The sequence below is a fragment of the Pseudoalteromonas sp. BSi20429 genome (genome assembly GCF_000238895.1).
Classification (GTDB): domain Bacteria; phylum Pseudomonadota; class Gammaproteobacteria; order Enterobacterales; family Alteromonadaceae; genus Pseudoalteromonas; species Pseudoalteromonas arctica.
On record NZ_BADV01000069.1, the window covers coordinates 23,420 to 45,235 of the forward strand.

A 21,816-nucleotide genomic window follows, 5' to 3' on the forward strand; every position below is an offset into this window, starting at 1 on the left:
CGTTTGCGACGAACTGCAAACCGTGCATTTTCCCCATTAAACTTTTACAATACCCCCCATAATAAACAGTTGCTTAAATGTGGTTGTTTACCCGTTCAAATAAATGGAGAACACAGATGAGAGCATCTGCTTTTTTTAGCCAGCTACAACAGCAAATTGAAGACGTAAAAACCGAAGGTTTGTATAAAAGCGAACGTATTATTAAATCTCAGCAGCAAGCTCAAATCGAAGTTGCATCAGGTAAAGTAATCAACTTTTGTGCTAATAACTACTTAGGTTTAGCTAATAGCCCAGAGCTAATTGAAGCTGCGCAAAACGGTTTAAATAATCATGGTTTTGGTGTTGCGTCTGTTCGTTTTATTTGTGGTACGCAAGATATTCATAAAACACTAGAGAAAAAAATCAGTGAGTTTTTGGAAACTGAAGACACCATTCTATATTCTTCGTGTTTTGATGCAAACACCGGTTTGTTTGAAACTATTTTAGGCGCAGAAGACGCTATTATTTCTGATTCATTAAACCATGCATCAATTATTGATGGTGTACGTTTGTGTAAAGCCAAGCGTTTTCGTTATGCAAATAACGATATGGCTGATCTTGAAAAGCAACTTATTGCAGCAGATGAAGCCGGCGTTAAAACGAAACTAATAGCTACTGATGGCGTGTTTTCTATGGACGGCGTTATTTGTAATTTAGAAGCTGTGTGCGACCTAGCTGATAAATACGATGCACTTGTAATGGTTGATGACTCTCATGCTGTTGGCTTTGTTGGCGAAAACGGTAAAGGTACACCTGAGTACTGTAATGTATTAGACCGTGTAGATATTATTACCGGCACATTAGGCAAAGCGCTAGGCGGCGCTTCAGGTGGTTATACTTCAGGTAAAAAAGAAATTGTTGAATGGTTACGTCAGCGTTCACGCCCATACTTATTCTCAAACTCATTAGCACCTTCAATTGTTACTGCATCAATTAAAGTACTTGAAATGCTAGAAAATGGCGGCGAGCTTCGCGCTAAACTTTGGTCAAATGCTAAATATTTCCGTGAGCAAATGGAAGCTGCTGGTTTTACGTGTGCAGGTAAAGATCATGCAATCATCCCAGTAATGCTAGGAGATGCAAAAGTAGCCTCGTTAATGGCTGATAAGTTACTTGTTGAAGGTATTTACGTAACCGGTTTTTCATTCCCAGTAGTACCAAAAGGGCAAGCGCGTATTCGTACACAAATTTCAGCGGCGCATAGCATTGAGCAACTTGATATTGCTATTGATGCATTTACCCGTATTGGTAAAGAAATGGGCGTTATTTAATTTTATTTTAAACCGAAGCCTTGCTTCGGTTTTTTTAGTTGAGTGTGAATTATGAAAGCATTATCTAAATTAAAAGCAGAACCGGGCATTTGGATGACAGATGCGCCAAAGCCAGAAGTAGGTCATAACGACTTACTGATTAAAATTCGTAAAACAGCTATTTGTGGTACCGACGTACATATTTACAAATGGGATGAATGGGCAAGCAAAACTATTCCTACTCCAATGGTTGTTGGTCACGAATATGTTGGCGAAGTTGTTGATATGGGCCAGGAAGTTCGTGGCTTTAAAGTAGGTGACCGCGTATCGGGTGAAGGTCATATTACGTGTGGGCACTGTCGAAATTGTCGTGCTGGGCGTGTACATTTATGCCGTAATACAACAGGTGTAGGTGTAAATCGTGAAGGTGCATTTGCAGAGTATTTAGTTATTCCTGCGTTTAATGCATTTAAAATTCCAGATAATATTTCTGACGAGCTAGCTTCAATTTTTGACCCGTTTGGCAATGCAGTTCATACCGCATTATCGTTCGACTTAGTTGGCGAAGATGTACTTATTACAGGTGCTGGCCCAATTGGTATTATGGCTGCGGCTGTAGCAAAACACGTTGGTGCTCGCCACGTCGTTATTACCGACGTAAATGAATACCGCCTAGATTTAGCCCGCAAAATGGGTGCATCACGTGCTGTAAACGTGGCAAGCGAAAAGCTTGAAGATGTAATAAAAGACTTAGGTATGACAGAGGGCTTTGATATTGGTCTTGAGATGTCAGGTGTGCCAAGCGCTTTTAATTCAATGCTTAATAACATGAACCACGGCGGTAAAATTGCCATGCTAGGTATTCCACCATCTGATATGGCAGTTGATTGGAACCAAGTTATTTTTAAAGGTTTAGTGATTAAAGGTATTTACGGTCGCGAAATGTTCGAAACGTGGTACAAAATGGCAAGCTTGATTCAATCTGGTCTTGATTTGAACCCAATTATTACACATCAGTATTCTGTGGATGACTTCCAAGCTGGCTTTGATATGATGATTTCAGGTCAGTCAGGTAAAGTAATTTTAAACTGGGATTAGTTCCTAACTAAATTACAAGAAGGGCGGCTTTAGCCGCCTTTTTTATACTATTAATTAAAGAGACTTCAATGGCATTTAAACACATTTCTATAGCGCAAACGTTAGAGCTTTTAGATAAAGAAGACGTTGTAATTGCAGATATTCGCGATCCAAATTCGTATCAAGCTGGTCGTATTCCAGGCTCAGAAGCACTTTCTAACGGTAATATTGCACAATTTATGATGGAAAAAGAATTCGATCAGCCAATTATTATTGTGTGTTACCACGGTATGAGCTCTCAGGGCGCAGCTAGTTATTTAGTTGAGCAAGGCTTTGAAGATGTTTACAGCATGGATGGCGGTTTTACTGCTTGGGAAGCGTCTTATAGCGAGAAAGTAGAGCGATGATAGAGCTTGGCAGTTTAAATAACCCACGCGCCGCACAAGGCTTTATAGATTATTTAAAAAGCCAGGGCCTAGATGCAAAGATACACTCGGCAGATGGCAGTAATGTCATTATTAGCGTGACTGAGGAGGACTTTCATCAAGTTCAGCCTTTATGGGTTGAGTTTACACAAAACCCTAATCATGAAAAATACCAGCAAGCATCTTGGGATGTAGGCAGCACACAATCGCCGCTTAAATATCAAGGGCAATCACTTAATCTTATGGCGCGGTTTAAAGCGCTTAGCTGGCTTAACCAAACTGTTAGCATATTGAGTATTGTTATTTATGTCGCTTTTTTATTGGGTGGATTTGATGAAATTTATACAGCTCTGCAATTTAATCCATCACAACCGCTTAGTTGGTTAACACCTGCGCTTGTGCATTTTAGCGCGATGCATATTGTGTTTAATTTAATTTGGTGGATGTCGCTTGGCGACAATATCGAAAAGCAATGCGGAAAACTCAGCTTAATAGGTTTGTTTTTAGTGACTGCACTTATTAGTAATTGGGCGCAATACCTAATGGTTGGTCCCAACTTTGGCGGTTTGAGTGGCGTAGTATATGGGTTACTTGGTTTTTGTTGGATTCATAGCTTTTTAAATCCGAACAAGCCTGCGCTGGTTAGTACGGCTATTGTTGGTTTTATGTTGATTTGGTTAGTGCTTGGGTTTGCAGATGTATTGTTTGTAGGTATGGCTAATTGGGCGCACTTAGGTGGATTAGTTAGCGGTATGGCTTTTGCCTACACCGCCAAAGTATTTAACGCAAAACGTTAAATACTAATGATATAAATATTTAGTGAACAAGACTTCACGGATGATCTCTTGTCCTGTTTCTTCTTTTAAGAGGCTTTTTAGTTTTTCGGCGCACTTTGCGCGTATTTCTTCACGGCCAGTAAGGGATTTTATTTTTTCTTCAGGCTCTTTAGATAAAATCTCTACTAGGGCATCACGTAGTAATGGCGTGTGGTGCTCTACTACTGCAATATCTGAAGTGTCATTAAGCATTAAATCAATAGTTACACGCACATAGCCCATTTTTTTACTTGATGCGCCAATGTAGTTGGTGATTATATCGGGCTCAAAACCAAAATAACCAACTGTAGATTCAGCACGAGCTGTAAAGCTTATGACACTTACAAAGAACGTAAAAAGACCTGCGTATACTATTTTTTTCATATTTAAAGCGTTTCTTAAAACTTGTTACAAATAGTTTATACTTAATAGTGGGTAATAAACAGCGCCAAGCTATTATTTATGGTTATAAAACATCACTTTTTCAAAAGCTTTGGCAATGGTATCATCTCGTTGTTTTTTATTTTGTTGAGCTATTGTGATTACTTATCCTCTGTCTATATCTGCTAATTGGCAGTCCACTTCATATGTAAGTGACTTATCTCCTCTAGAGCAAGAATGGCTTTTTGAACCTAATTCTTTAACTGCTAAATTAAAAAGTAAATCACAAATTTTTAGTGTAAGAGTATTAAGCGAGCAGTTATTTACTTTAAGTCTAGAGCAAAAGTTATTACTAAACTGTAGCGCTAAAACAGCTATTAATAGAGAAGTACTCTTATTGTGCGATAACAAACCTGTGGTATACGCACAAAGCTGGCTTCCTAAAAATGATTCGAGCAATCCTTTGCACAATATGGGTGAACGACCTCTTGGTGATGTGATTTTTCAAGACCCAGCACTAAAACGAACGGATATAGAAATTGCTTATTTTGATGCCAAGCACCCCGTTCAGCTATTAGTTGCAAAATTAAACCTACCCGAAAAAAACTTACTAGGGCGTCGAAGTGTATTTTCACTCAAAGAATATAAATTTTTAGTGTGTGAAGTGTTTTTACCAGGAGCATATTTATACTCATGAAATTAGCCGCTTTAAAGCCAAAACATATTTCTTACTATATACAGCTAATGCGTATAGATAAGCCCATTGGTACCTTGTTATTACTTTGGCCAACATACTGGGCTTTATGGCTTGCTAATAGTGGGATGCCGAGCTTACTTAACTTTATTATATTTACGCTGGGCGTTGTTGTTATGCGAAGTGCAGGGTGTGTAATTAATGATTTTGCAGATAGGAAAATAGACGGCTCTGTAAAACGCACAGCTCAGCGGCCGCTAGCTTCAGGGCGGGTTAGTAGTGGTGAGGCACTTAGCCTATTTTTACTACTCATAGTTATTGCGTTTATTTTAGTATTAATGCTTAGCGTTAATACTATTTTGCTTTCTTTTGGTGCTTTGGCTTTAGCCTTTTGCTACCCTTTTATGAAACGCTATACACAATTACCACAAGTTGTTTTAGGGGCTGCATTTGGTTGGTCTATTCCAATGGCCTATATGGCTTCAATAAATGCATTACCGCAGCAGGCATGGTTATTATTTATAGCCAACATTTGCTGGACAGTCGCTTATGACACTATGTATGCGATGGTTGATAGAGATGACGATTTAAAAATAGGGGTAAAATCAACCGCTATTTTATTTGGTAAATTCGACCGCCACATAATCTTTTTACTTAATGCTGTATTTATAGCGCTGGTTGCGTTTATTGGTATAAGTAATCATTTAAGTGTCGCGTTTGGCGTTGGTTTGAGTGTAGCCGCTGGTTTATTGGCATATCAACAAACGCTTATTCATAAACGTGAAAGAGATGCCTGCTTTAAAGCATTTTTAAATAATCATTATGTGGGCTTGGCTATCTTTATAGGGTTATTACTTTCATACCCAATAGCATTTTAAAGCCTTAATAAAGGCTGTTAAAATTCTCTATTTAGAGCTATCGGGGTGGATCAATAATGCCGCTAATAGAGGCATTTTTTCTAAACCATCCAGCAATAGAATAGCGTTCGTCAACTGCAGGAAGCACTTCATGAGCAAAACGTTCGCTTTCAAACATAACCAATGTGCCAGCAGTTGGTTTAATGGTTATTTCTACTTCTTTACTTTTAGGTTTATATATAACAAGTTCGCCACCTTGCTCTGGCGTATTTAAATAAAGCACCGTTGTAAATACACGATTAGATCGACCTTTAAATGCATCTAAGTGTTTTTTGTAAAAATCACCCTGTGTATATTTTGCATAATGGCATTCGTAATCAAATAGCCCCATAAAAAAGCTACGATTTAACGTGGTTTTTATACTTTGCATTATTGCTTGATACGTAAGCTGTGCTTGAGAGCTGCCGTCAAACCAATAGGTTTTGTCAGTGCGAATAGTTTTATCTATTTGTAAGTTATTTAATCGACCAATACCGGCAAGGCTAAAGTGGGGGTTTATACGGTGACAATCTGCAACTAAATCGTTAACTAAATCGGCAATAAGCGCGTTATGAATTACGGTGTATCCTTGGCGTTCTATATCATCTAAATAGACATCAGGACCAAAAAGTGTGTTCATTCACATCAGCTGTTTAAAAAAGGTGCGACAGTGTAGCCGAAAAGCGATTTAAAGCTACTGTTTATTGTGCCGCACTTTTTCAAAAAGAAGGGTTAGTTAAATGCAGCTCCCGCCTTTTTTATAAGCGACAACAAGTGTTCTACATGTTCGGTAATAGACGTTTGTTGGCTTGTTTGTACAACGAGTTGTTCGTGATTTAAATCTTTATTTGTTTTTAGTTGCACGAGTTCAGAGTTCTCTGCGATTGTGTTTGCATGCTCAATGCTTGCAATAGCAAAGTGATCTGATTTAACTACACCAGCCATTACTTGCTCAATGCTACCCACTTTAATACTTGATGATTTATTTAAAGAATCAATTGCTTCATTAAGCATAGTTTGCACTTGTTTAGATTGAGAGAAGCAGCCAAACATAGGGTAGCTATCAAGATTTTGCTTACTTATATCGTTTTTATGTGCAAGAGGGTGATTTTTTGAAACAAATAATACAAGCTGATCAGGTAAGTGAATGTCACTGCCAATACTATTAATAGCTTGAGAGTATACACTTATGTCTATTTCACCTTGTTGGAGTCTGCGTGTTAGCTCTTGTTGATCTTGTAACTGCATTTCAATTTTTATATGAGGATATTGAGCTAAAAACTGTCCACAAGAAATAGGTACTATGCTGCTTGCCTTATTGGTATAGCCAATAACAAGTTTTTCATTAGCATTACCGTTTACTGATTGAAAAATCCGTTTTTTCGTTAGCTCAAGTTCCGATAGAGTCGTTTTAGCATATTCAAGGAAAAGTTCGCCTTCAGGCGTTAATTTAACAGAACGAGTTGAGCGTTTTACTAACTCATATCCCATTTCATTTTCAAGTGTTTGAATGCTGCGCGTTAGCGCTGAAGTACTAATTTGGGTTTGTTCAGCTGCTTGTCTAAAGTGACGTAATACACCAAGTGCTACAAATTGCTCTAATTGTTCAAATCTCACTTTATAGTCCCTTTTTATAAGTAAGTCGCAGATACCACGGATATCAAATATATTAATTTTTATTCTAAAGTTTAGTAAAATTCTATATTGAAATACGGTTGCAAGTTCATACGTGTTTCCAGCAGGATACCCCCCTTTTAGTATTAATTAAAGAGGAAAGCGACCAAATAGTATTACTTTTTTAATTGATAACTAGTTGTTTATTGTGTTTTGTCTATATTTTTGCAATTAACTATCTAGGCAAAGTTATTTTAACTCAGTGGGTTAGTTAGGAGATTGGAATTTAATTGTTCTAATTAATAAAAAAGTACGCCCCAAAATAGGGCGCACATATAACATGATTATGACAAATAATAGGGTGTTTTATCTATAAGAGTTTATTTTACAAAATTTCTATTTATTCGGCTGCTTAATGGTTTATTTTCAATGCTTTGTAGTTCTATTTCAATCGCATCACAGGAAATATGTATTTCGAATAAAGACGTTAATAACGATAAACTTAAGCAAGCTAAGCTAATGCCAAATAAAATAATCCCTGTGGTATTAAATTCAATAAATAAAGCAAACATCGAAAATGTACACAGTAAAAAAGAGGCTACGCCGTATACCTGCATTGTTCTTATTAAGTTTATTCGTTTACGTAAGTTAGTGATTTGAGCGACTACAACAGGTCGGATAGATTCGCCTTCACGCGCATTTAACTCTCTAATTAATTGCGCTAAAACTAAAAATCGGTTTGTATAGGCTAATAATAGCAGCGATATGGCCGGAAAAAGTAAGCCCGGGGTTGTAAGTGTCATGTTTATTCCTTAAAAGTGCAGCATGCTAATAATTTAGCGCAGGATATTGATAACACAAAATAAATGAGGTGAATATTGCAAAATATTAATAATAAAAATTCAACTGATAGCTCTTTTCAATGGGTTACAATTTATAAAGCCGAAAATACCCTTGAAGCTAATATTATTAAAGGTTTAATACAAACCAGTGGCATTGAATGCAAAATAAAAGGTGAGATGCTCCAAGGCGCATTGGGAGAAATTCCATTTGATCAAGCACAAGTTAGTGTGCAGGTTTATGCGATAAAAGAGCGCCATGCGCGCCAAATATTGTTAAACTATCAACAAGTAAAACAATCCGCTCCAGATTGGGTATGCCCTAACTGTAATGAGCATAATGGATCAACATTTGATTTTTGTTGGTCGTGTGAGACGTTAAAGAATGACTAAAGCAAATAATTTTCAGCGTATTAGAGAGCTTAACTATTTACAAAAAGCTGTTTTAGCAAGTGCTTTAATAGAGCGAATGCTGCCAAATTACGGTTTATTTAGCGAAGCAACGGGGTTTGGTGATGAAACCTTACTTCGTAATTCGCTTAATGTTTGTTGGGAAAAAATATTACTGCCTAAAAGTAAAATAGATCTCGAAAAACAAGTTGAAAAAATAGAACCGAATGTTCCTGAACTTGCTGATTTTGATATGTTTGGTACTTACCCTGCTATTGATGCTGCAACGTCTTTACTTAGCTTAATGCATGGTTTAATGGCGCAAGATGAGCAAGAGTTCATTAGTGTCAGTAAAATATCTCAAGCAACAGTGGCCCGCTTTATTGAATATCAAATGACGGTTGAAGGTGAGGTTGCAGATAACACGGCCGTTAGAGAGCATCCATTAATGCAATACGAAATTGAAGTATTAGGTGAGCTAATTGATTTTGTAGAAAATATGGGGCGTATTACCTCTGATAGCGTGAAGGCACTTAAAAAGTTTGCCCTAGAAGATGGCCAAACAAATATTGGCCTTACGTTATAAAAACAGCGAAGTGAAATTTTAAAGGCAGGAGAAGTACAGTGCGAATTTTAGGCATTGAATCGTCATGCGATGAAACAGGTATTGCAATATACGATGACGAAAAAGGCTTGTTAGCTCATCAACTATACAGCCAGGTAAAAGTACACGCTGATTATGGCGGTGTAGTACCGGAACTTGCATCGCGCGATCATGTTCGTAAAACGCTACCACTTATAGACGCAGCTTTTGCACAAGCGGGTTGCGGCCCAGAAGATTTAGACGGTATTGCTTATACTGCAGGCCCAGGTTTAGTTGGAGCATTATTGGTAGGTACTTCTATTGGTCGTTCATTAGCATACGGTTGGGATATTCCAGCTGTTGCTGTTCATCATATGGAAGGGCATTTACTTGCTCCGATGCTTGAAGAAAATATTCCTGAGTTTCCGTTTATTGCATTGCTTGTATCGGGCGGTCATACCATGATGGTTAAAGTAGCGGGTATTGGACAATACGAAGTACTAGGTGAGTCAGTTGATGATGCCGCAGGCGAAGCCTTTGATAAAACGGCTAAGTTACTTGGTCTTGACTACCCTGGAGGTCCGCGCTTAGCTAAAATGGCCGAACAAGGCGTTGCGAAGCGCTTTATTTTTCCTCGCCCGATGACCGACAAACCAGGTCTTGATTTTAGTTTTAGTGGTTTAAAAACTGCAGCATCAATCACTATTCGTGAAAATGACGACGACGATCAAACTAAAGCTGATATAGCGCATGCATTTCAAACAGCGGTTATTGATACGCTGGTTATTAAGTGCAAGCGAGCGCTTAAACAAACAGGTATTAAGCGTTTAGTAATCGCCGGTGGCGTAAGTGCAAATACACAGCTTCGACTGCAGCTTGAACGCGTAATGAAAGGTATGAAAGGCGAAGTTTTTTATCCGCGTACTGAATTTTGTACCGACAACGGTGCAATGATTGCTTATGCAGGAATGCAACGTTTAAAAGCAGGGCAATTTGCCACGCTTGATATGAAAACAAAACCTCGTTGGCCTATAGATAGCCTTGAGCCGATTTAATGACTCATATTTTAGATATTTTTGTTTTCATCGGTGGGTGCTTTTTTAGCACCCACTTTTGGTTCTTCCCCGCTAAATAATCGAATAATATTAGTACGGTGACGAAATATAATTAACAGCGTGATAAAAGTAACGGGAAGAGTATAAAGTGGTTTTATTAGCCATGTATATAAGGGCGCTAAAGATACAGCTACAAGCGCTGCCAGTGATGAATAGCGTGTTATTGCTACTATAACTAACCAAGTGCACACAAGTAAACCAGCCAATGATAAGCCAATAGGTAATAATGAGCCAAATGCCGTTGCTACTGCTTTACCACCTTTGAAGCTAAAAAATAGTGGGTACATATGGCCTAAGCAAGCTGCTACTGCGACTAAACCAAGCTCTAAAGGTTCAACTTCTAAAAAATAAGCCCCCCATACCGGAATAGTGCCTTTTAAAATATCAAACACTAAAACCAAGCAAGCCGGAAATGCTCCGCCTAATCTATAAACATTTGTAGCTCCTGGGTTGTTAGAACCACTATTACGAGGGTCAGGGAGTTTGAACAACCGCGACACTAGAATAGCCGACGAAATCGACCCAAGTAAATAAGCTAAAACAAACATTAAAGTGGCTAACACACGCTTCCTTATTTTTTAATTGCTATACCAATTGATAGTACTTTTAAGCTATTATTGGCAGCAAAATTTATCGTGAAAATTATTAACAGGCTATTTAATAGCTAGTTTGGTTATTTTGCTATTGTAGAAGTTATTTTCACATATTTAAACACTGGCTAAACCATATACAGTATTAATTTTATTGATGCCTTGTATAGTTGCTTAGTCGTTTGTTGTTATTTGGAGTATCAATGGATAAGGTTTTTATATCTCAATTGCACGTCGACACTATTATTGGAGTGTACGACTTTGAAAAAGAAAGTAAACAGAGCCTTTATTTTGATATTGAAATGCTTAGTGATATTAAGCCTGCAGCCGAAAATGACGATATTAATTTAGCACTGGATTACTCAAAAGTAAGCGAACGCGTTATTAAGCACTGCACTGCAAAACCTGTTGAGTTGCTAGAGACTTTGGTTGAGCAGTTGGCTGAGATTATTTTAAGCGAGTTTAATACGCCACAAGTTACTATAAGAGTAAGTAAACCTGCAGCAGTAGCACAAGCACAAACTGTGGGTGTTGAAATTACACGTGTTAAGGCAACTGACTAAATGGCTCAAATTTATATCAGCCTAGGGTCAAATATAAATAAAGCGCATTATATACAATGTGCATTAATTGCACTTAAGCAGCACTTTGAGCACATTGTGCACTCGTCTGTTTTTGAAAGTGAAGCAGTTGGGTTTGCTGGCAATAATTTTTATAATTCAGTAGTTGGCGCTACAACTGATATGTCGCTTGCTGATGTATGCGCTTTATTAAAACAAATAGAGCGTGATAATGGGCGTACAGCGAACGATAAAAAATTTAGTCCACGAACGCTCGATTTAGATTTACTGTTTTATGATGATGTAACTTGCGATTCCCCAGCGCAATTACCACGTGATGAAATAACTAAAAATGCATTTGTATTACAACCTCTGAGTGAGGTTGCCCCAGATTTTTATCATCCTGTAGCTAAGCAAACGATTGCGCAGTTATGGAATGAATATAATAACCCTCAACAAAAGCTATGGAAGGTGGAGTTTTCTAACCTATGAGTATTATCGAAATAATTATTTTAGCCCTCATACAGGGATTTACTGAGTTTTTACCAATATCGAGTTCTGCGCATTTAATTCTCCCATCGCAAATTTTAGGCTGGGAAGATCAAGGGCTTGCGTTTGACGTAGCAGTACATGTTGGTACTTTAATAGCCGTTGTTATTTATTTTCGTAAAGAAGTAGTAGATATACTAAGCGCATGGTTTAAATCTTTTGGTAAGCAAGGCACTACCGATGACAGTAAATTAGGCTGGTGGATTATACTAGGTACAGTGCCTGCCGCTATTTTAGGTTTACTTTTAAAAGACTTTATTGAGTTATATTTGCGAAGCGCTTGGGTAATTGCTACTACCACCATTGTATTTGGTTTATTGCTTTGGTACGCGGATGCAAAAGGGAAACAAATTAAAACTATTTATCAGCTCAATTGGAAAACGGCACTTATCATTGGTTTCGCACAAGCTGTTGCAATGATCCCGGGTACTTCTCGATCAGGTATCACGATGACAGCTGGTTTAATGTTGGGTATGAATAAGCAAAGCGCAGCGCGTTTTTCGTTTTTACTAGCGATTCCGATTATTTCTATGATGGGGCTTTATTATATTGCAGAGCTTGCACTGGGTGACCATGTAGTTGATTGGAATACATTATTGCTTGGTGTGGTGCTATCGTTCTTATCGGCTTATGCATGTATATTTATGTTTTTAAAAGTAATAGAGCGAATGGGTATGTTGCCATTTGTAATATATCGTTTATTACTCGGTGTCGGTTTGATTGTATTTTTAACGCTATAAACAAACTTAATTAGTAAAACCAAAAAAAAGCACCTTTAGGTGCTTTTTTTAGTTTTAAACTCAGCTTATAAATTTAATAAATAAGCTTCAATAAAACGGCGTTGGTTAGCGGCTTTTGGCGCTGTTTTAAATATAAGTGTATTACCATTTTTACGTAGTTTTAGCTCATTAGTAAATTTACATTCGATAGCATTGAACTGAGCTATGTCGTTTTTAAAACTTTGGTCTTTTTCGCACATGTATGCCATTTCGTTTGCAACTTGTGCACAAAATGAACCCACTGGATATTCTTTTAGGTTTTCATCATCAATGCTTTCCCAATCAACATTGGTATTTATTTTTAATCCGCATTGCTTATCTATTTCGCTATTAGCGGCAGCTATATTTTTTTGTTGATACCCTAAATGCTTTTCACGATTAAACTTCGCTAGTTTAGCTTGAGTACCTTTATTTAACTGTTGATCGTATTGCGCTTTTAAATCTTCAACAATGGCAGGGTTTGATTCTTCTTTTTTTGATAAGTAAATTCCATCACGAGTGTCTGGAATATAAAGATTGTAAGAGCAACAGCGGTAGCCTTCCTCAACACTTACTAAACTTCTTTGTGTACCATCGTAAGTATATTTGTAAGCTTTATTACTACCATGAGGTTTTAAATCGGTTAAAAATACAATGCCATCAATATCATGGTTTATGCCTGTTACTTTTACTAAAGCTTGTTTTTTATCTGTTGTTGGGGCAATAACAACATTAACGCCTTCGCCCGAACTTAGTTCTATTGGGTACTTAGCAAATTCCAAAGCAAAGCTTTTTTGACTAAGTAAAATACAGGCTATAAAGAATAGTTTTTTCATATTAAGTCCTTTTTAAGTTTTAAAGTTATACAGCAAGCTGGTTTATAACATTGATAATAATTGATTAAAAGCAATACAGGGTAGGTGAACGTGCCTATTTTTTGATTTTTAGCGTTTAAAAAACTAATTAACGTGTTTTTGGCACGAGTGAATTGTGCAGACGTACATAGTAACTAAGCACGAATTTTGGCATTATAGCGCCATTAAACTTTGCATAGCTGTAAAGTGAGCATACGATTTAAGGAAAGTATATGCATATACATATTTTGGGCATTTGTGGCACGTTTATGGGTGGTATTGCAGCCATTGCTAAATCATTAGGTCATAAAGTAACGGGTTCTGATCAAAACGTTTACCCACCAATGAGTACGCAACTTGAAGAGCTTGGTATTGAACTGACTCAAGGCTACGACGTATCTCAATTAGAGCCAAAACCAGATATGGTAGTTGTCGGTAATGCAATGAGCCGTGGTAACCCGTGTGTTGAATATGTGCTTGATAAAGGTCTGCCTTACACCTCAGGCCCTGAATGGCTTAAACATAATTTATTACAAAACTCGTGGGTACTTGCTGTAGCGGGTACGCATGGTAAAACAACCACAGCAAGTATGCTTGCGTGGGTTTTAGAGTATGCAGGTTTAAAACCAGGGTTTTTAATTGGCGGCATAGTCCAAAATTTTGGTGTATCGGCCAAAGTGGGTGAAACGCCATTTTTTGTTATTGAAGCGGATGAATACGACACAGCTTTTTTTGATAAGCGCAGTAAGTTTGTCCATTACCTTCCACGTACACTTATCTTAAATAATCTTGAATTCGATCACGCTGATATTTTCGACGATTTAAACGCAATAAAAAAACAATTTCATCACTTAATGCGTACATTACCTCAAAGCGGCAAGGTAATTTGGCCCAAGCAAGACGTAGCGCTTAATGACGTAATAGCACAAGGGCTTTGGAGCGAAAGCGAAACGCTAGGCGATGATTGGAGCTATGAATTAATAAAAGCCGATGGTAGTGAGTTTAATGTACTTTTAAATAACGAAAAGCAGGGCACTGTTTGCTGGCAAGCAATAGGCGAGCATAACGTTAAAAATGCAATTATGACTATCGCAGCAGCGCGCCATGTGGGTATAGCTGTTGATCATAGTATTGATGCCTTAGGAGAATTTATTAGCCCTAAAAGGCGTATGGAGCTAAAGGCTGATATAAATAATATTAAGGTGTATGACGATTTTGCGCATCACCCAACAGCAATTAAAACTACGCTTGCAGGACTGCGCGCAAAAGTAGGCGATGAAAAAATTATCGCTATTTTAGAGCCGCGCTCAAACACTATGAAAATGGGCGTGCACCAATATACATTATTAGATTCACTGCGTGATGCTGACGACGTACTACTTTTTGAACCAGAGAATCTAAATTGGTCGCTAAAAGAGCAAGCAGATAAAGCAGGCATGCAGTGCTTTAGCAGCACGCAAACAATTATTGATACGGTGCTTGAAAATATTGAGCCTAATCAGCATATTTTAATTATGAGCAATGGCGGTTTTAATGGCCTTCATCAACACCTTGTTGATGGTTTAGCTGATAAATACAGCGGAGAATAGTGTGCAATTTAAAGATAGAATTACGCTCGCTTTTAGCGGTGCATCAGGTGCGCCTTATGGTTTAAGGTTACTTGAAGTATTGCTTGAGCAGCAATTTCAAGTTTACGTACTTATCTCAAGTGCAGCGCGAGTGGTGCTTGATACAGAATCAAATATTAAGCTCTCTGGTAATGAAGACAAAGCCACTGAGCAGTTAAGTACGCTGTTTAATGCTAAATCTGGGCAGTTAAAAGTATACGGTAAAGATAACTGGTTTAGCCCTGTGGCTTCGGGCTCTGCGGCGCCTAAAAAAATGGTGGTATGCCCGTGTAGTGCTGGGTCGGTTTCTGCAATTGCAGTAGGGGCGTCAGATAACTTATTAGAGCGCGCCGCTGATGTGGTAATTAAAGAACGCGGACAGTTAATTTTAGTGCCGCGCGAAACACCGTTTAACGAAATTCATTTAGAAAACATGCTTAAGTTATCTCGTTTAGGTGTGACCATAATGCCAGCAGCGCCTGGCTTTTATCATAAGCCACAGAGTATTGAAGACTTAGTTGATTTTATGGTGGCGAGAATTTTAGATCATTTAAATATTGAACATAACCTAACAAAACGTTGGGGTTATGGTGAGGGTAAGTAATGAATAAGCAAAATATTGCTTTAAATATAGAAGGCCTTACCAAGGTTTATAAAAATGGTGTTGAGGCTATTAAAGGCGTTGATTTACAAGTTAAAGAGGGCGACTTTTTCGCTTTACTTGGTCCAAACGGAGCAGGAAAATCAACCACTATTGGTGTTATTTCGTCACTTGTTAATAAAACAAAAGGCAAGGTAGAAGTATTCGGTTGTAATATTGATACTGATTTAGAAGCTGCAAAAGCGCATTTAGGCTTAGTGCCGCAAGAGTTTAACTTTAGTCAGTTTGAAACACTTAGCCAAATACTTGTTAACCAAGCCGGTTATTATGGTGTGCCACGTGGCGAAGCCCATAAACGTGCTGATAAGTACTTAGCGCAGCTTGGCTTACTTGAGAAAAAAGACAAACAAGCACGTACGCTTTCAGGCGGTATGAAACGCCGATTAATGATTGCGCGTGCCCTTATGCACGAACCTAAGTTGCTTATACTTGATGAGCCAACAGCGGGGGTAGATATAGAACTTCGTCGTTCAATGTGGGATTTTTTACGCCAAATAAATGAGCAAGGCGTTACTATTATTTTAACTACGCACTACCTTGAAGAAGCAGAGTTACTGTGTAAAAACATCGCCATAATCGATAATGGCCGAATTGTTGAAAACACGACCATTAAAGCACTGCTTGCAAAGCTTGATAAAGAAACCTTTATTTTAGATTTAAAAATGCCAGCAAACCCTGTAACGCTTGAAGGTTATAAATTTACCATGACGGACGATCACACTGTTGAAGTAGAAGTCGCTAAATCTCAAGGATTAAATGCGGTTTTTAGTGCATTAACAACTCAAGGTAATACTGTATTGAGTATGCGAAATAAAGCAAACAGATTAGAAGAGTTATTTGTTGGATTACTAGAGCAAGGGCGGGGCGAATAAATGTTTAAATATGGCGTAGCCTTAAAGAGTTTGTGGATCAAAGAGTGCATTCGTTTTTTACGTATTTGGGTGCAAACTTTAGTACCGCCAGCAATTACGATGAGCTTATATTTTGTTATTTTTGGTAACTTAATTGGTTCACGCATTGGCGACATGGGCGGCTTTAGTTATATGGAGTTTATTGTACCTGGCCTTATAATGATGTCGGTCATTACTAATTCCTATTCCAACGTAGCCTCTAGTTTTTACTCAACAAAGTTTCAAAAAAGCATTGAAGAGCTTTTAGTTGCACCTGTACCTAACTACATCATTGTTCTAGGTTATATGGGTGGCGGTATGACGCGCGGTATTATGGTGGGCTTTATAGTTACCTGTGTATCGTTATTATTTGTTGATATTCAAATTCATAATATTTTTGTAATTATGGCGACGGTTATTTTAACCTCAGCTGTGTTTGCTTTAGGTGGCTTAATTAATGCGATTTACGCAAACAGCTTTGACGATATAAGCATTATCCCCACCTTCATACTAACGCCACTAACTTACTTAGGCGGTGTATTTTATTCAATTACGTTGCTGCCTGAATTTTGGCAGAATGTATCACAAATCAACCCTATAATTTATATGGTTAACGCATTTCGTTATGGCTTTTTAGGTGTGTCGGATGTTGATTTGAGCGTGGCTCTTGGGGTTATTTTAGTATTTATAACAGCGTTATTTACATTAGCGCTTACATTGATCAAAAAAGGTGTGGGGCTAAGACATTAATGAGTGATGCAAATTCACGTAGTATTGTATCTAATCAAGCGGGTATTCATGAAAAGCTTGATGAAATAGTAAATAAGCACTTAGATGCTGAATTTAAAAAGCCAATTGCAGCACACACCCAAGCCGCATTTGACGAGGTTAATGCTAAAGTACAAGCCTTTAGTGGCCCGCTTATTTTAGACTCGTGTTGTGGCGTAGGTGAAAGCTCAGCTAACTTAGCTAAGCGCCACCCTGATGCACTTATAATTGGTATTGATAAATCGTCGCACCGATTAGATAAGCACGATGTTGAATATAAGCAAACAGATAGTGGTCAGTACATCTTAGTGCAAGCAGACTTAAATGACTTTTGGCGTTTAGCGGTTGCTGCTAATTGGCAACCTACGCACCATTATTTGTTGTATCCAAACCCGTGGCCTAAATCTAAGCATATTCGTAGACGCTGGCATGGCGCGGCTATTTTTCCATTTATCGTTAAGTTAGGTGGAAAATTAGAAGTGCGCAGCAATTGGGATATTTACGTTAAGGAGTTTGCTCGGGCGCTCGAATTAACAGGCAACCCTTGCGATGTAACGCTTTATGAGTCAGACGATGCAATTACGCCTTTTGAGCGTAAATACTGGGCCAGTGGCCAGCAAAGCCACCGACTCGTTATTAACTTACCTCGCTAAAGTAAGTTAAAGTGCTAATTCTTCTTCTATAACCGTACTAACATGTGACACTGGGTGGGCAAAGTAGTTGCCTTGCATTAGTGTCACATTCGCCTTTTTAAGTGCGGTTACTATGGTTGCATTTTCTACCGACTCTGCCATTAATTGCAAACCAAGTTGATTAGCAAAGCTGGCTATATGTTCAATAAATAAATAGATATCTTTGTCATTCACTATTTGCTTTATTAGTGCGCCATCTAGCTTAATACCATCTACTTCCAGCTTAAGTACGTTTGATATATTTGAATAACCACTACCAAAGTCATCAATAATAACCTTAACGCCTTTCGTTTTAACCATTCCAATAAATGCTTTCACCTCAGAAAAGTTGGCAATAGCTTGGGTTTCTAAAAGCTCTAGTGTGATATTACCAGGATGCGGGTAGCGCTTAAGTTCGTCCGCAATAAACTCACTTAAATTAGGGTCGAGCATATCTTGTGCTGTTATATTTAAACTCCAGCAAATATCGGTTTTTCTAAAGCGACTAACACATTGTGAAAATATAGTACGGGTAAGTATTCCGTCCATTCTTGATCGAGTAACAACATTTAAAAATGCATCAGGTTTTAACACTTCCCCTTGCGCCGTTACCATTCGAGCTAAACATTCGTATTGAACTACCTTGTTGGTATTTGTATCAATAATGGGTTGAAAGTAAGGCACTATACGGTTGTTATCAAACGCTTCACGCACCTCTTTAGCCATTTCAACATTGTATTGATATTGCGTTTTTACATCGTGTAGCGCTTTTGAGTAGTTAACTACGCTATGCCTGCCTTGTTTAGCTTGCAGCGCCGCTATATGAGCGTTTTCAAGTAGTAGTGATTTATTGCCACTGGCAATACCTGCACATAGGGTTATGTAAATAAAAGGGTCAGTTAACACTGGGGTATTAAAGTTATATGTTTTTACGAGATCGGTAAATTCGTCATTACTCATTTCTTTAGGCGCGAGTAATACTATTTTGTTGGTTGCCAGTCTGTATATATGGCAATGCGCAGAGCTTCTGAGTTTAAAGTGAATAAGTAAGTTTTTCATTACTTTATCACCCACTTCAGTGCCGTAGAAACTGTTTATATCTTCTATTTCATTAACCCAAATAACGGCTAACTGCATGTGATGAGCATTACTTTTTTTAATAAAGTACTCAAGAGCAATATGATTTGAAAAACCAGTACTTGAGTCAGTTGCTAAAGAGCGCTTTAGTAAATAAATATATATGGCGGCAACAAGTATCGCGATAAAAAAGAAGAAGCTAGCCATTGCAGCAGCTTTCGATACACTTTCTTTAAGTTTCTCATTTAAATTGTAAATAGTTATATCGGCACCCGTTAGATAGGTATTGCCGTTAATAGGGTCAACGTAAGGAATAAAAATAGTTTTAAAGTGGCCCCACTGATCGCTCGATATTTCAAATACAGGCTCGGTTGAGTAAAAAGCACTTATATTTGCATCGGTAGCTTCAGGGTAGAGATCTAAAAATTGAGTTACCTTGCCATTATTCTGATCGTCTTGCGTGTAGCTTGATGAGCTAAAAAGCACCTTACCGTCTTTTAAAATCATTGAATAGACATAAGCAATATCAAGTGCTTGAGCAAACTCAGAGAGTTGTTTACTTTTATCTTGATAGTAAGAAAAACTTATGTTGTCGCCTTGATTAACCGCACTTAAGTAATTTTCACCTAGAATATGTTTAACGCTGGTGGCGGCATTAAGTAAGCGATTATCAACCGACTGCATTATTTCAGCACGCGTGGTTTGGTAAGTGTAGTAAACATAGGTAAGCAAGCTTATTAAAAATAAGCTAAAGCCTGCCACTATCCAACTAACTTTGACTCTTCCTTCTGGCATATGTGTCCCTTTTTTGTTATCAAATTTATTATACCCAAAATAAGTAAATGCCCAATAAATAATTAGGTTTGGTAGAGTTTTAATTAAATTATCATTTTTTTGTCATCGCTTTGATTGCTTTTATAGGTTTAAACGAGACATTTTAGTTATATTGCAGTAAAGTTAGCGCAATTTTTAAAGAAACACGATTGCTCTAAATGTCCTAATAAGTAGGCGTTTTTGATGGGTAAGCGCGTGTTTTAGCTACACACACTAGGTATTGAGATGGATCAAAAGCGTTGTGCCGTCGCCTCTAAAGAAAGCCTTAAGCGTATATTTACTGTACCTGAAGCGCCAGACTCAACTTTAAGCAAAATCGAGCTTGAAATTTCGAGTAATTTAGCAGGTTTTCTAAACGAAAATATAGCGGCAATTGAAAAACCATTACATGAAATCGAAAAAGATTTTCAGTCGGCAGTGATCCCAGAGGATCCAACGTTTGTATCTGCTTATGCCCAAGACATAATGGAGCAACTTGTTGCGCATTCTGTGCATACAGCTGCGCCTAGCTTTATTGGTCACATGACCTCTGCCTTGCCGCATTTTTTATTACCACTGTCAAAATTGATGGTAGGGCTAAATCAAAATCTAGTAAAAATAGAAACGTCTAAAGCGTTTACGCCTCTTGAACGTCAAGTGCTTGGAATGATGCACCATTTAGCTTATGGGCAAGAAGATTCATTTTATTCTAAATGGATGCACAGTGCTAAAACCTCATTAGGTGCATTTTGCTCTGGTGGAACGGTCGCTAATATTACTGCGCTTTGGATTGCTCGAAACCGCTTATTAAAACCCGATGGCGATTTTAGAGGTATCGGCGCACAAGGCCTAATTGCCGGTATGCTGCATTACGGCTATAAAGGTTTAGCAGTATTAATATCAGAACGCGGACATTACTCATTAGGTAAATCGGTTGATTTACTCGGTATTGGCCGCGATAACTTAATTGGTATTAAAACCTGCGAAAATAATAAAGTAGATGTAGGAGCTATGCGCGAAAAAGCACGTGAGCTTGAATCGCAAGGCATTAAAGTAATGGCGATTATTGGGGTAGCGGGTACAACCGAAACCGGTAATATTGACCCACTTGATGAAATGGCCGACTTAGCACAAGACATTAACTGCCATTTTCATGTAGATGCTGCATGGGGAGGAGCAACCCTTTTATCGAACACGCATCGCCCTTTACTAAAAGGGATTGAGCGAGCAGATTCAATTACCATCGATGCACATAAACAAATGTATGTACCAATGGGAGCGGGTTTGGTTTTATTTAAAGATCCCGCTGCAACTGATGCAATAGAGCATCACGCTGAGTACATATTACGTAAAGGTTCAAAAGACTTAGGTAGCCACACGCTTGAAGGCAGCCGACCTGGTATGGCAATGTTAGTACATGCTTGCTTACGTGTTATTGGTCGTAAAGGTTACGAAATGCTGATTGATCGAAGCATCAAAAAAGCACATTACTTTGCTGATTTAATTAAAGCTGATGAAGACTTTGAGCTTATTTCAGAACCTGAATTGTGCTTATTAACGTATCGTTATGTACCTAAGCAAATTAAACAAGCAATAGCCGATGCAGATGCTGCAACTCGGTTAGATATTTTTGCTTCACTGAACCGTTTTACTGCCAGTATGCAAAAACGTCAGCGAGAGTCTGGTCGCTCATTTGTATCACGTACTCGTTTAACGCCTTCTAGATACGACAATCAACCAACGGTTGTATTTAGAGTGGTACTTGCAAACCCGCTTACCTCAGGCGCTATTTTAAAAGAGATATTAGCTGAGCAAAAAGAGTTGGCTGCAACAGATCCGGTATTCAAAAAATACTTAAGAAAGTATATGTAATCTAAATACAAAAAAGGGTCCATAAGGA

The 21,816-nt window shown here is 38.1% G+C and carries 25 protein-coding genes; 18 read left to right on the top strand and 7 right to left on the bottom strand.

Annotation, left to right across the window (positions count from 1 at the left end):
• Window positions 1-116 precede the first annotated feature (116 nt).
• The 4 genes from P20429_RS06635 to glpG all read left to right on the top strand — a co-directional run bounded on the left by P20429_RS06635 (window position 117) and on the right by glpG (window position 3,588).
• Window positions 117-1,310, top strand: coding sequence for a glycine C-acetyltransferase (locus tag P20429_RS06635; protein WP_007584715.1), 1,194 nt, complete (start codon window positions 117-119; stop codon window positions 1,308-1,310).
• A gap of 51 nt (window positions 1,311-1,361) precedes the next feature.
• A complete protein-coding gene (gene tdh, locus P20429_RS06630; protein ID WP_007584716.1) occupies window positions 1,362-2,387 on the top strand; it encodes an L-threonine 3-dehydrogenase in 1,026 nt (341 codons plus the stop codon).
• Between the two features lie 68 nt (window positions 2,388-2,455).
• Window positions 2,456-2,773 carry a thiosulfate sulfurtransferase GlpE gene (gene glpE / locus P20429_RS06625; RefSeq protein ID WP_007584717.1) on the top strand — a complete coding sequence of 106 codons (318 nt, stop codon included), beginning with the start codon at window positions 2,456-2,458 and terminating at the stop codon, window positions 2,771-2,773.
• A complete protein-coding gene (gene glpG, locus P20429_RS06620; protein ID WP_007584718.1) occupies window positions 2,770-3,588 on the top strand; it encodes a rhomboid family intramembrane serine protease GlpG in 819 nt (272 codons plus the stop codon). The genes glpE and glpG overlap by 4 nt, the downstream gene beginning before the upstream one ends.
• A 3-nt stretch (window positions 3,589-3,591) precedes the next feature.
• Here glpG and P20429_RS06615 read toward each other — a convergent pair whose 3' ends face one another.
• Window positions 3,592-3,990, bottom strand: coding sequence for a flagellar basal body-associated protein FliL (locus tag P20429_RS06615; RefSeq protein ID WP_007584719.1), 399 nt, complete (start codon window positions 3,988-3,990; stop codon window positions 3,592-3,594).
• Between the two features lie 154 nt (window positions 3,991-4,144).
• Here P20429_RS06615 and P20429_RS06610 point away from each other — a divergent pair, with 154 nt between their 5' ends.
• The gene (locus P20429_RS06610; protein ID WP_007584720.1) at window positions 4,145-4,684 is read left to right on the top strand and encodes a chorismate lyase; all 540 of its coding nucleotides are present in this window, start codon (window positions 4,145-4,147) and stop codon (window positions 4,682-4,684) included.
• Window positions 4,681-5,559: a 4-hydroxybenzoate octaprenyltransferase gene (gene ubiA / locus P20429_RS06605; RefSeq protein ID WP_007584721.1), complete on the top strand. Its 879-nt coding sequence runs from the start codon at window positions 4,681-4,683 to the stop codon at window positions 5,557-5,559. Before P20429_RS06610 ends, ubiA begins: the two co-directional genes overlap by 4 nt.
• A gap of 37 nt (window positions 5,560-5,596) precedes the next feature.
• Here the strand turns inward: ubiA and P20429_RS06600 are convergent, their stop codons facing one another.
• The 3 genes from P20429_RS06600 to P20429_RS06590 all read right to left on the bottom strand — a co-directional run bounded on the left by P20429_RS06600 (window position 5,597) and on the right by P20429_RS06590 (window position 7,994).
• Window positions 5,597-6,217: a 2OG-Fe(II) oxygenase gene (locus P20429_RS06600; protein WP_007584723.1), complete on the bottom strand. Its 621-nt coding sequence runs from the start codon at window positions 6,215-6,217 to the stop codon at window positions 5,597-5,599.
• A gap of 92 nt (window positions 6,218-6,309) precedes the next feature.
• Window positions 6,310-7,194 (bottom strand): LysR substrate-binding domain-containing protein, encoded by an 885-nt coding sequence (locus P20429_RS06595; RefSeq protein ID WP_007584725.1) that lies wholly within the window; start codon window positions 7,192-7,194, stop codon window positions 6,310-6,312.
• Window positions 7,195-7,571: 377 nt separating this feature from the next.
• Complete coding sequence (locus P20429_RS06590) at window positions 7,572-7,994, bottom strand: DUF2721 domain-containing protein (RefSeq protein WP_007584730.1); 423 nt, start codon at window positions 7,992-7,994, stop codon at window positions 7,572-7,574.
• 75 nt (window positions 7,995-8,069) lie between these two features.
• Here P20429_RS06590 and P20429_RS06585 point away from each other — a divergent pair, with 75 nt between their 5' ends.
• The 3 genes from P20429_RS06585 to tsaD are packed head-to-tail and all read left to right on the top strand — an operon-like array spanning window position 8,070 to window position 10,058.
• Window positions 8,070-8,423 (top strand): DUF2007 domain-containing protein, encoded by a 354-nt coding sequence (locus P20429_RS06585; RefSeq protein ID WP_007584731.1) that lies wholly within the window; start codon window positions 8,070-8,072, stop codon window positions 8,421-8,423.
• A complete protein-coding gene (locus P20429_RS06580; RefSeq protein ID WP_007584732.1) occupies window positions 8,416-9,006 on the top strand; it encodes a YjaG family protein in 591 nt (196 codons plus the stop codon). Before P20429_RS06585 ends, P20429_RS06580 begins: the two co-directional genes overlap by 8 nt.
• 38 nt (window positions 9,007-9,044) lie before the next feature.
• Window positions 9,045-10,058: a tRNA (adenosine(37)-N6)-threonylcarbamoyltransferase complex transferase subunit TsaD gene (tsaD, locus tag P20429_RS06575; RefSeq protein WP_007584734.1), complete on the top strand. Its 1,014-nt coding sequence runs from the start codon at window positions 9,045-9,047 to the stop codon at window positions 10,056-10,058.
• A gap of 11 nt (window positions 10,059-10,069) precedes the next feature.
• On the opposite strand, the gene plsY is transcribed toward tsaD, so the two are convergent.
• Complete coding sequence (gene plsY / locus P20429_RS06570) at window positions 10,070-10,681, bottom strand: glycerol-3-phosphate 1-O-acyltransferase PlsY (protein ID WP_007584736.1); 612 nt, start codon at window positions 10,679-10,681, stop codon at window positions 10,070-10,072.
• Between the two features lie 230 nt (window positions 10,682-10,911).
• On the opposite strand from plsY, the gene folB reads away from it, so the two are divergent.
• The 3 genes from folB to P20429_RS06555 are packed head-to-tail and all read left to right on the top strand — an operon-like array spanning window position 10,912 to window position 12,557.
• Window positions 10,912-11,271 (top strand): dihydroneopterin aldolase, encoded by a 360-nt coding sequence (gene folB / locus P20429_RS06565; RefSeq protein ID WP_007584738.1) that lies wholly within the window; start codon window positions 10,912-10,914, stop codon window positions 11,269-11,271.
• The gene (folK, locus tag P20429_RS06560) at window positions 11,272-11,760 is read left to right on the top strand and encodes a 2-amino-4-hydroxy-6-hydroxymethyldihydropteridine diphosphokinase (RefSeq protein WP_007584740.1); all 489 of its coding nucleotides are present in this window, start codon (window positions 11,272-11,274) and stop codon (window positions 11,758-11,760) included. It abuts the gene before it with no gap.
• On the top strand, window positions 11,757-12,557 hold the full coding sequence (locus P20429_RS06555; protein ID WP_007584742.1) for an undecaprenyl-diphosphate phosphatase: 801 nt from the start codon (window positions 11,757-11,759) through the stop codon (window positions 12,555-12,557). The genes folK and P20429_RS06555 overlap by 4 nt, the downstream gene beginning before the upstream one ends.
• Before the next feature lie 65 nt (window positions 12,558-12,622).
• On the opposite strand, the gene P20429_RS06550 is transcribed toward P20429_RS06555, so the two are convergent.
• Window positions 12,623-13,411 (bottom strand): hypothetical protein, encoded by a 789-nt coding sequence (locus tag P20429_RS06550; RefSeq protein ID WP_007584744.1) that lies wholly within the window; start codon window positions 13,409-13,411, stop codon window positions 12,623-12,625.
• A gap of 251 nt (window positions 13,412-13,662) precedes the next feature.
• Between P20429_RS06550 and mpl the strand changes: the two genes are divergently transcribed.
• From mpl to P20429_RS06525, 5 genes are read left to right on the top strand one after another with little or no spacing between them, the layout of a single operon-like run.
• Window positions 13,663-15,018, top strand: a complete 1,356-nt coding sequence (gene mpl, locus P20429_RS06545; RefSeq protein WP_007584745.1) for a UDP-N-acetylmuramate:L-alanyl-gamma-D-glutamyl-meso-diaminopimelate ligase — start codon at window positions 13,663-13,665, stop codon at window positions 15,016-15,018.
• Between the two features lies 1 nt (window position 15,019).
• The gene (locus tag P20429_RS06540) at window positions 15,020-15,640 is read left to right on the top strand and encodes a flavin prenyltransferase UbiX (protein ID WP_007584746.1); all 621 of its coding nucleotides are present in this window, start codon (window positions 15,020-15,022) and stop codon (window positions 15,638-15,640) included.
• Entirely contained in the window at window positions 15,640-16,569 is a 930-nt protein-coding gene (locus P20429_RS06535; protein WP_007584747.1) for an ABC transporter ATP-binding protein, read from the top strand. The genes P20429_RS06540 and P20429_RS06535 overlap by 1 nt, the downstream gene beginning before the upstream one ends.
• Entirely contained in the window at window positions 16,570-17,337 is a 768-nt protein-coding gene (locus P20429_RS06530; protein WP_007584748.1) for an ABC transporter permease, read from the top strand.
• Window positions 17,337-18,008, top strand: coding sequence for a tRNA (guanosine(46)-N(7))-methyltransferase TrmB (locus P20429_RS06525; RefSeq protein WP_007584750.1), 672 nt, complete (start codon window positions 17,337-17,339; stop codon window positions 18,006-18,008). Before P20429_RS06530 ends, P20429_RS06525 begins: the two co-directional genes overlap by 1 nt.
• Before the next feature lie 6 nt (window positions 18,009-18,014).
• On the opposite strand, the gene P20429_RS06520 is transcribed toward P20429_RS06525, so the two are convergent.
• Complete coding sequence (locus tag P20429_RS06520; RefSeq protein ID WP_007584752.1) at window positions 18,015-19,898, bottom strand: GGDEF domain-containing protein; 1,884 nt, start codon at window positions 19,896-19,898, stop codon at window positions 18,015-18,017.
• Window positions 19,899-20,162: 264 nt separating this feature from the next.
• Here P20429_RS06520 and panP point away from each other — a divergent pair, with 264 nt between their 5' ends.
• A complete protein-coding gene (panP, locus tag P20429_RS06515; protein WP_007584754.1) occupies window positions 20,163-21,788 on the top strand; it encodes a pyridoxal-dependent aspartate 1-decarboxylase PanP in 1,626 nt (541 codons plus the stop codon).
• Window positions 21,789-21,816: the final 28 nt, after the last annotated feature.

What these genes read in the sequence shown, in the direction of transcription:
- mpl (WP_007584745.1), top strand. Translation starts at nt 13,663, where the DNA reads ATGCATATACATATTTTGGGCATTTGTGGCACGTTTATGGGTGGTATT.
- P20429_RS06535 (WP_007584747.1), top strand. Translation starts at nt 15,640, where the DNA reads ATGAATAAGCAAAATATTGCTTTAAATATAGAAGGCCTTACCAAGGTT.
- P20429_RS06590 (WP_007584730.1), bottom strand. Translation starts at nt 7,994, where the DNA reads ATGACACTTACAACCCCGGGCTTACTTTTTCCGGCCATATCGCTGCTA.
- glpG (WP_007584718.1), top strand. Translation starts at nt 2,770, where the DNA reads ATGATAGAGCTTGGCAGTTTAAATAACCCACGCGCCGCACAAGGCTTT.
- P20429_RS06600 (WP_007584723.1), bottom strand. Translation starts at nt 6,217, where the DNA reads ATGAACACACTTTTTGGTCCTGATGTCTATTTAGATGATATAGAACGC.
- folK (WP_007584740.1), top strand. Translation starts at nt 11,272, where the DNA reads ATGGCTCAAATTTATATCAGCCTAGGGTCAAATATAAATAAAGCGCAT.
- ubiA (WP_007584721.1), top strand. Translation starts at nt 4,681, where the DNA reads ATGAAATTAGCCGCTTTAAAGCCAAAACATATTTCTTACTATATACAG.
- glpE (WP_007584717.1), top strand. Translation starts at nt 2,456, where the DNA reads ATGGCATTTAAACACATTTCTATAGCGCAAACGTTAGAGCTTTTAGAT.
- P20429_RS06525 (WP_007584750.1), top strand. Translation starts at nt 17,337, where the DNA reads ATGAGTGATGCAAATTCACGTAGTATTGTATCTAATCAAGCGGGTATT.
- P20429_RS06550 (WP_007584744.1), bottom strand. Translation starts at nt 13,411, where the DNA reads ATGAAAAAACTATTCTTTATAGCCTGTATTTTACTTAGTCAAAAAAGC.
- tdh (WP_007584716.1), top strand. Translation starts at nt 1,362, where the DNA reads ATGAAAGCATTATCTAAATTAAAAGCAGAACCGGGCATTTGGATGACA.
- P20429_RS06520 (WP_007584752.1), bottom strand. Translation starts at nt 19,898, where the DNA reads ATGCCAGAAGGAAGAGTCAAAGTTAGTTGGATAGTGGCAGGCTTTAGC.
- P20429_RS06580 (WP_007584732.1), top strand. Translation starts at nt 8,416, where the DNA reads ATGACTAAAGCAAATAATTTTCAGCGTATTAGAGAGCTTAACTATTTA.
- panP (WP_007584754.1), top strand. Translation starts at nt 20,163, where the DNA reads ATGGATCAAAAGCGTTGTGCCGTCGCCTCTAAAGAAAGCCTTAAGCGT.
- P20429_RS06555 (WP_007584742.1), top strand. Translation starts at nt 11,757, where the DNA reads ATGAGTATTATCGAAATAATTATTTTAGCCCTCATACAGGGATTTACT.
- P20429_RS06530 (WP_007584748.1), top strand. Translation starts at nt 16,570, where the DNA reads ATGTTTAAATATGGCGTAGCCTTAAAGAGTTTGTGGATCAAAGAGTGC.
- P20429_RS06635 (WP_007584715.1), top strand. Translation starts at nt 117, where the DNA reads ATGAGAGCATCTGCTTTTTTTAGCCAGCTACAACAGCAAATTGAAGAC.
- folB (WP_007584738.1), top strand. Translation starts at nt 10,912, where the DNA reads ATGGATAAGGTTTTTATATCTCAATTGCACGTCGACACTATTATTGGA.
- P20429_RS06615 (WP_007584719.1), bottom strand. Translation starts at nt 3,990, where the DNA reads ATGAAAAAAATAGTATACGCAGGTCTTTTTACGTTCTTTGTAAGTGTC.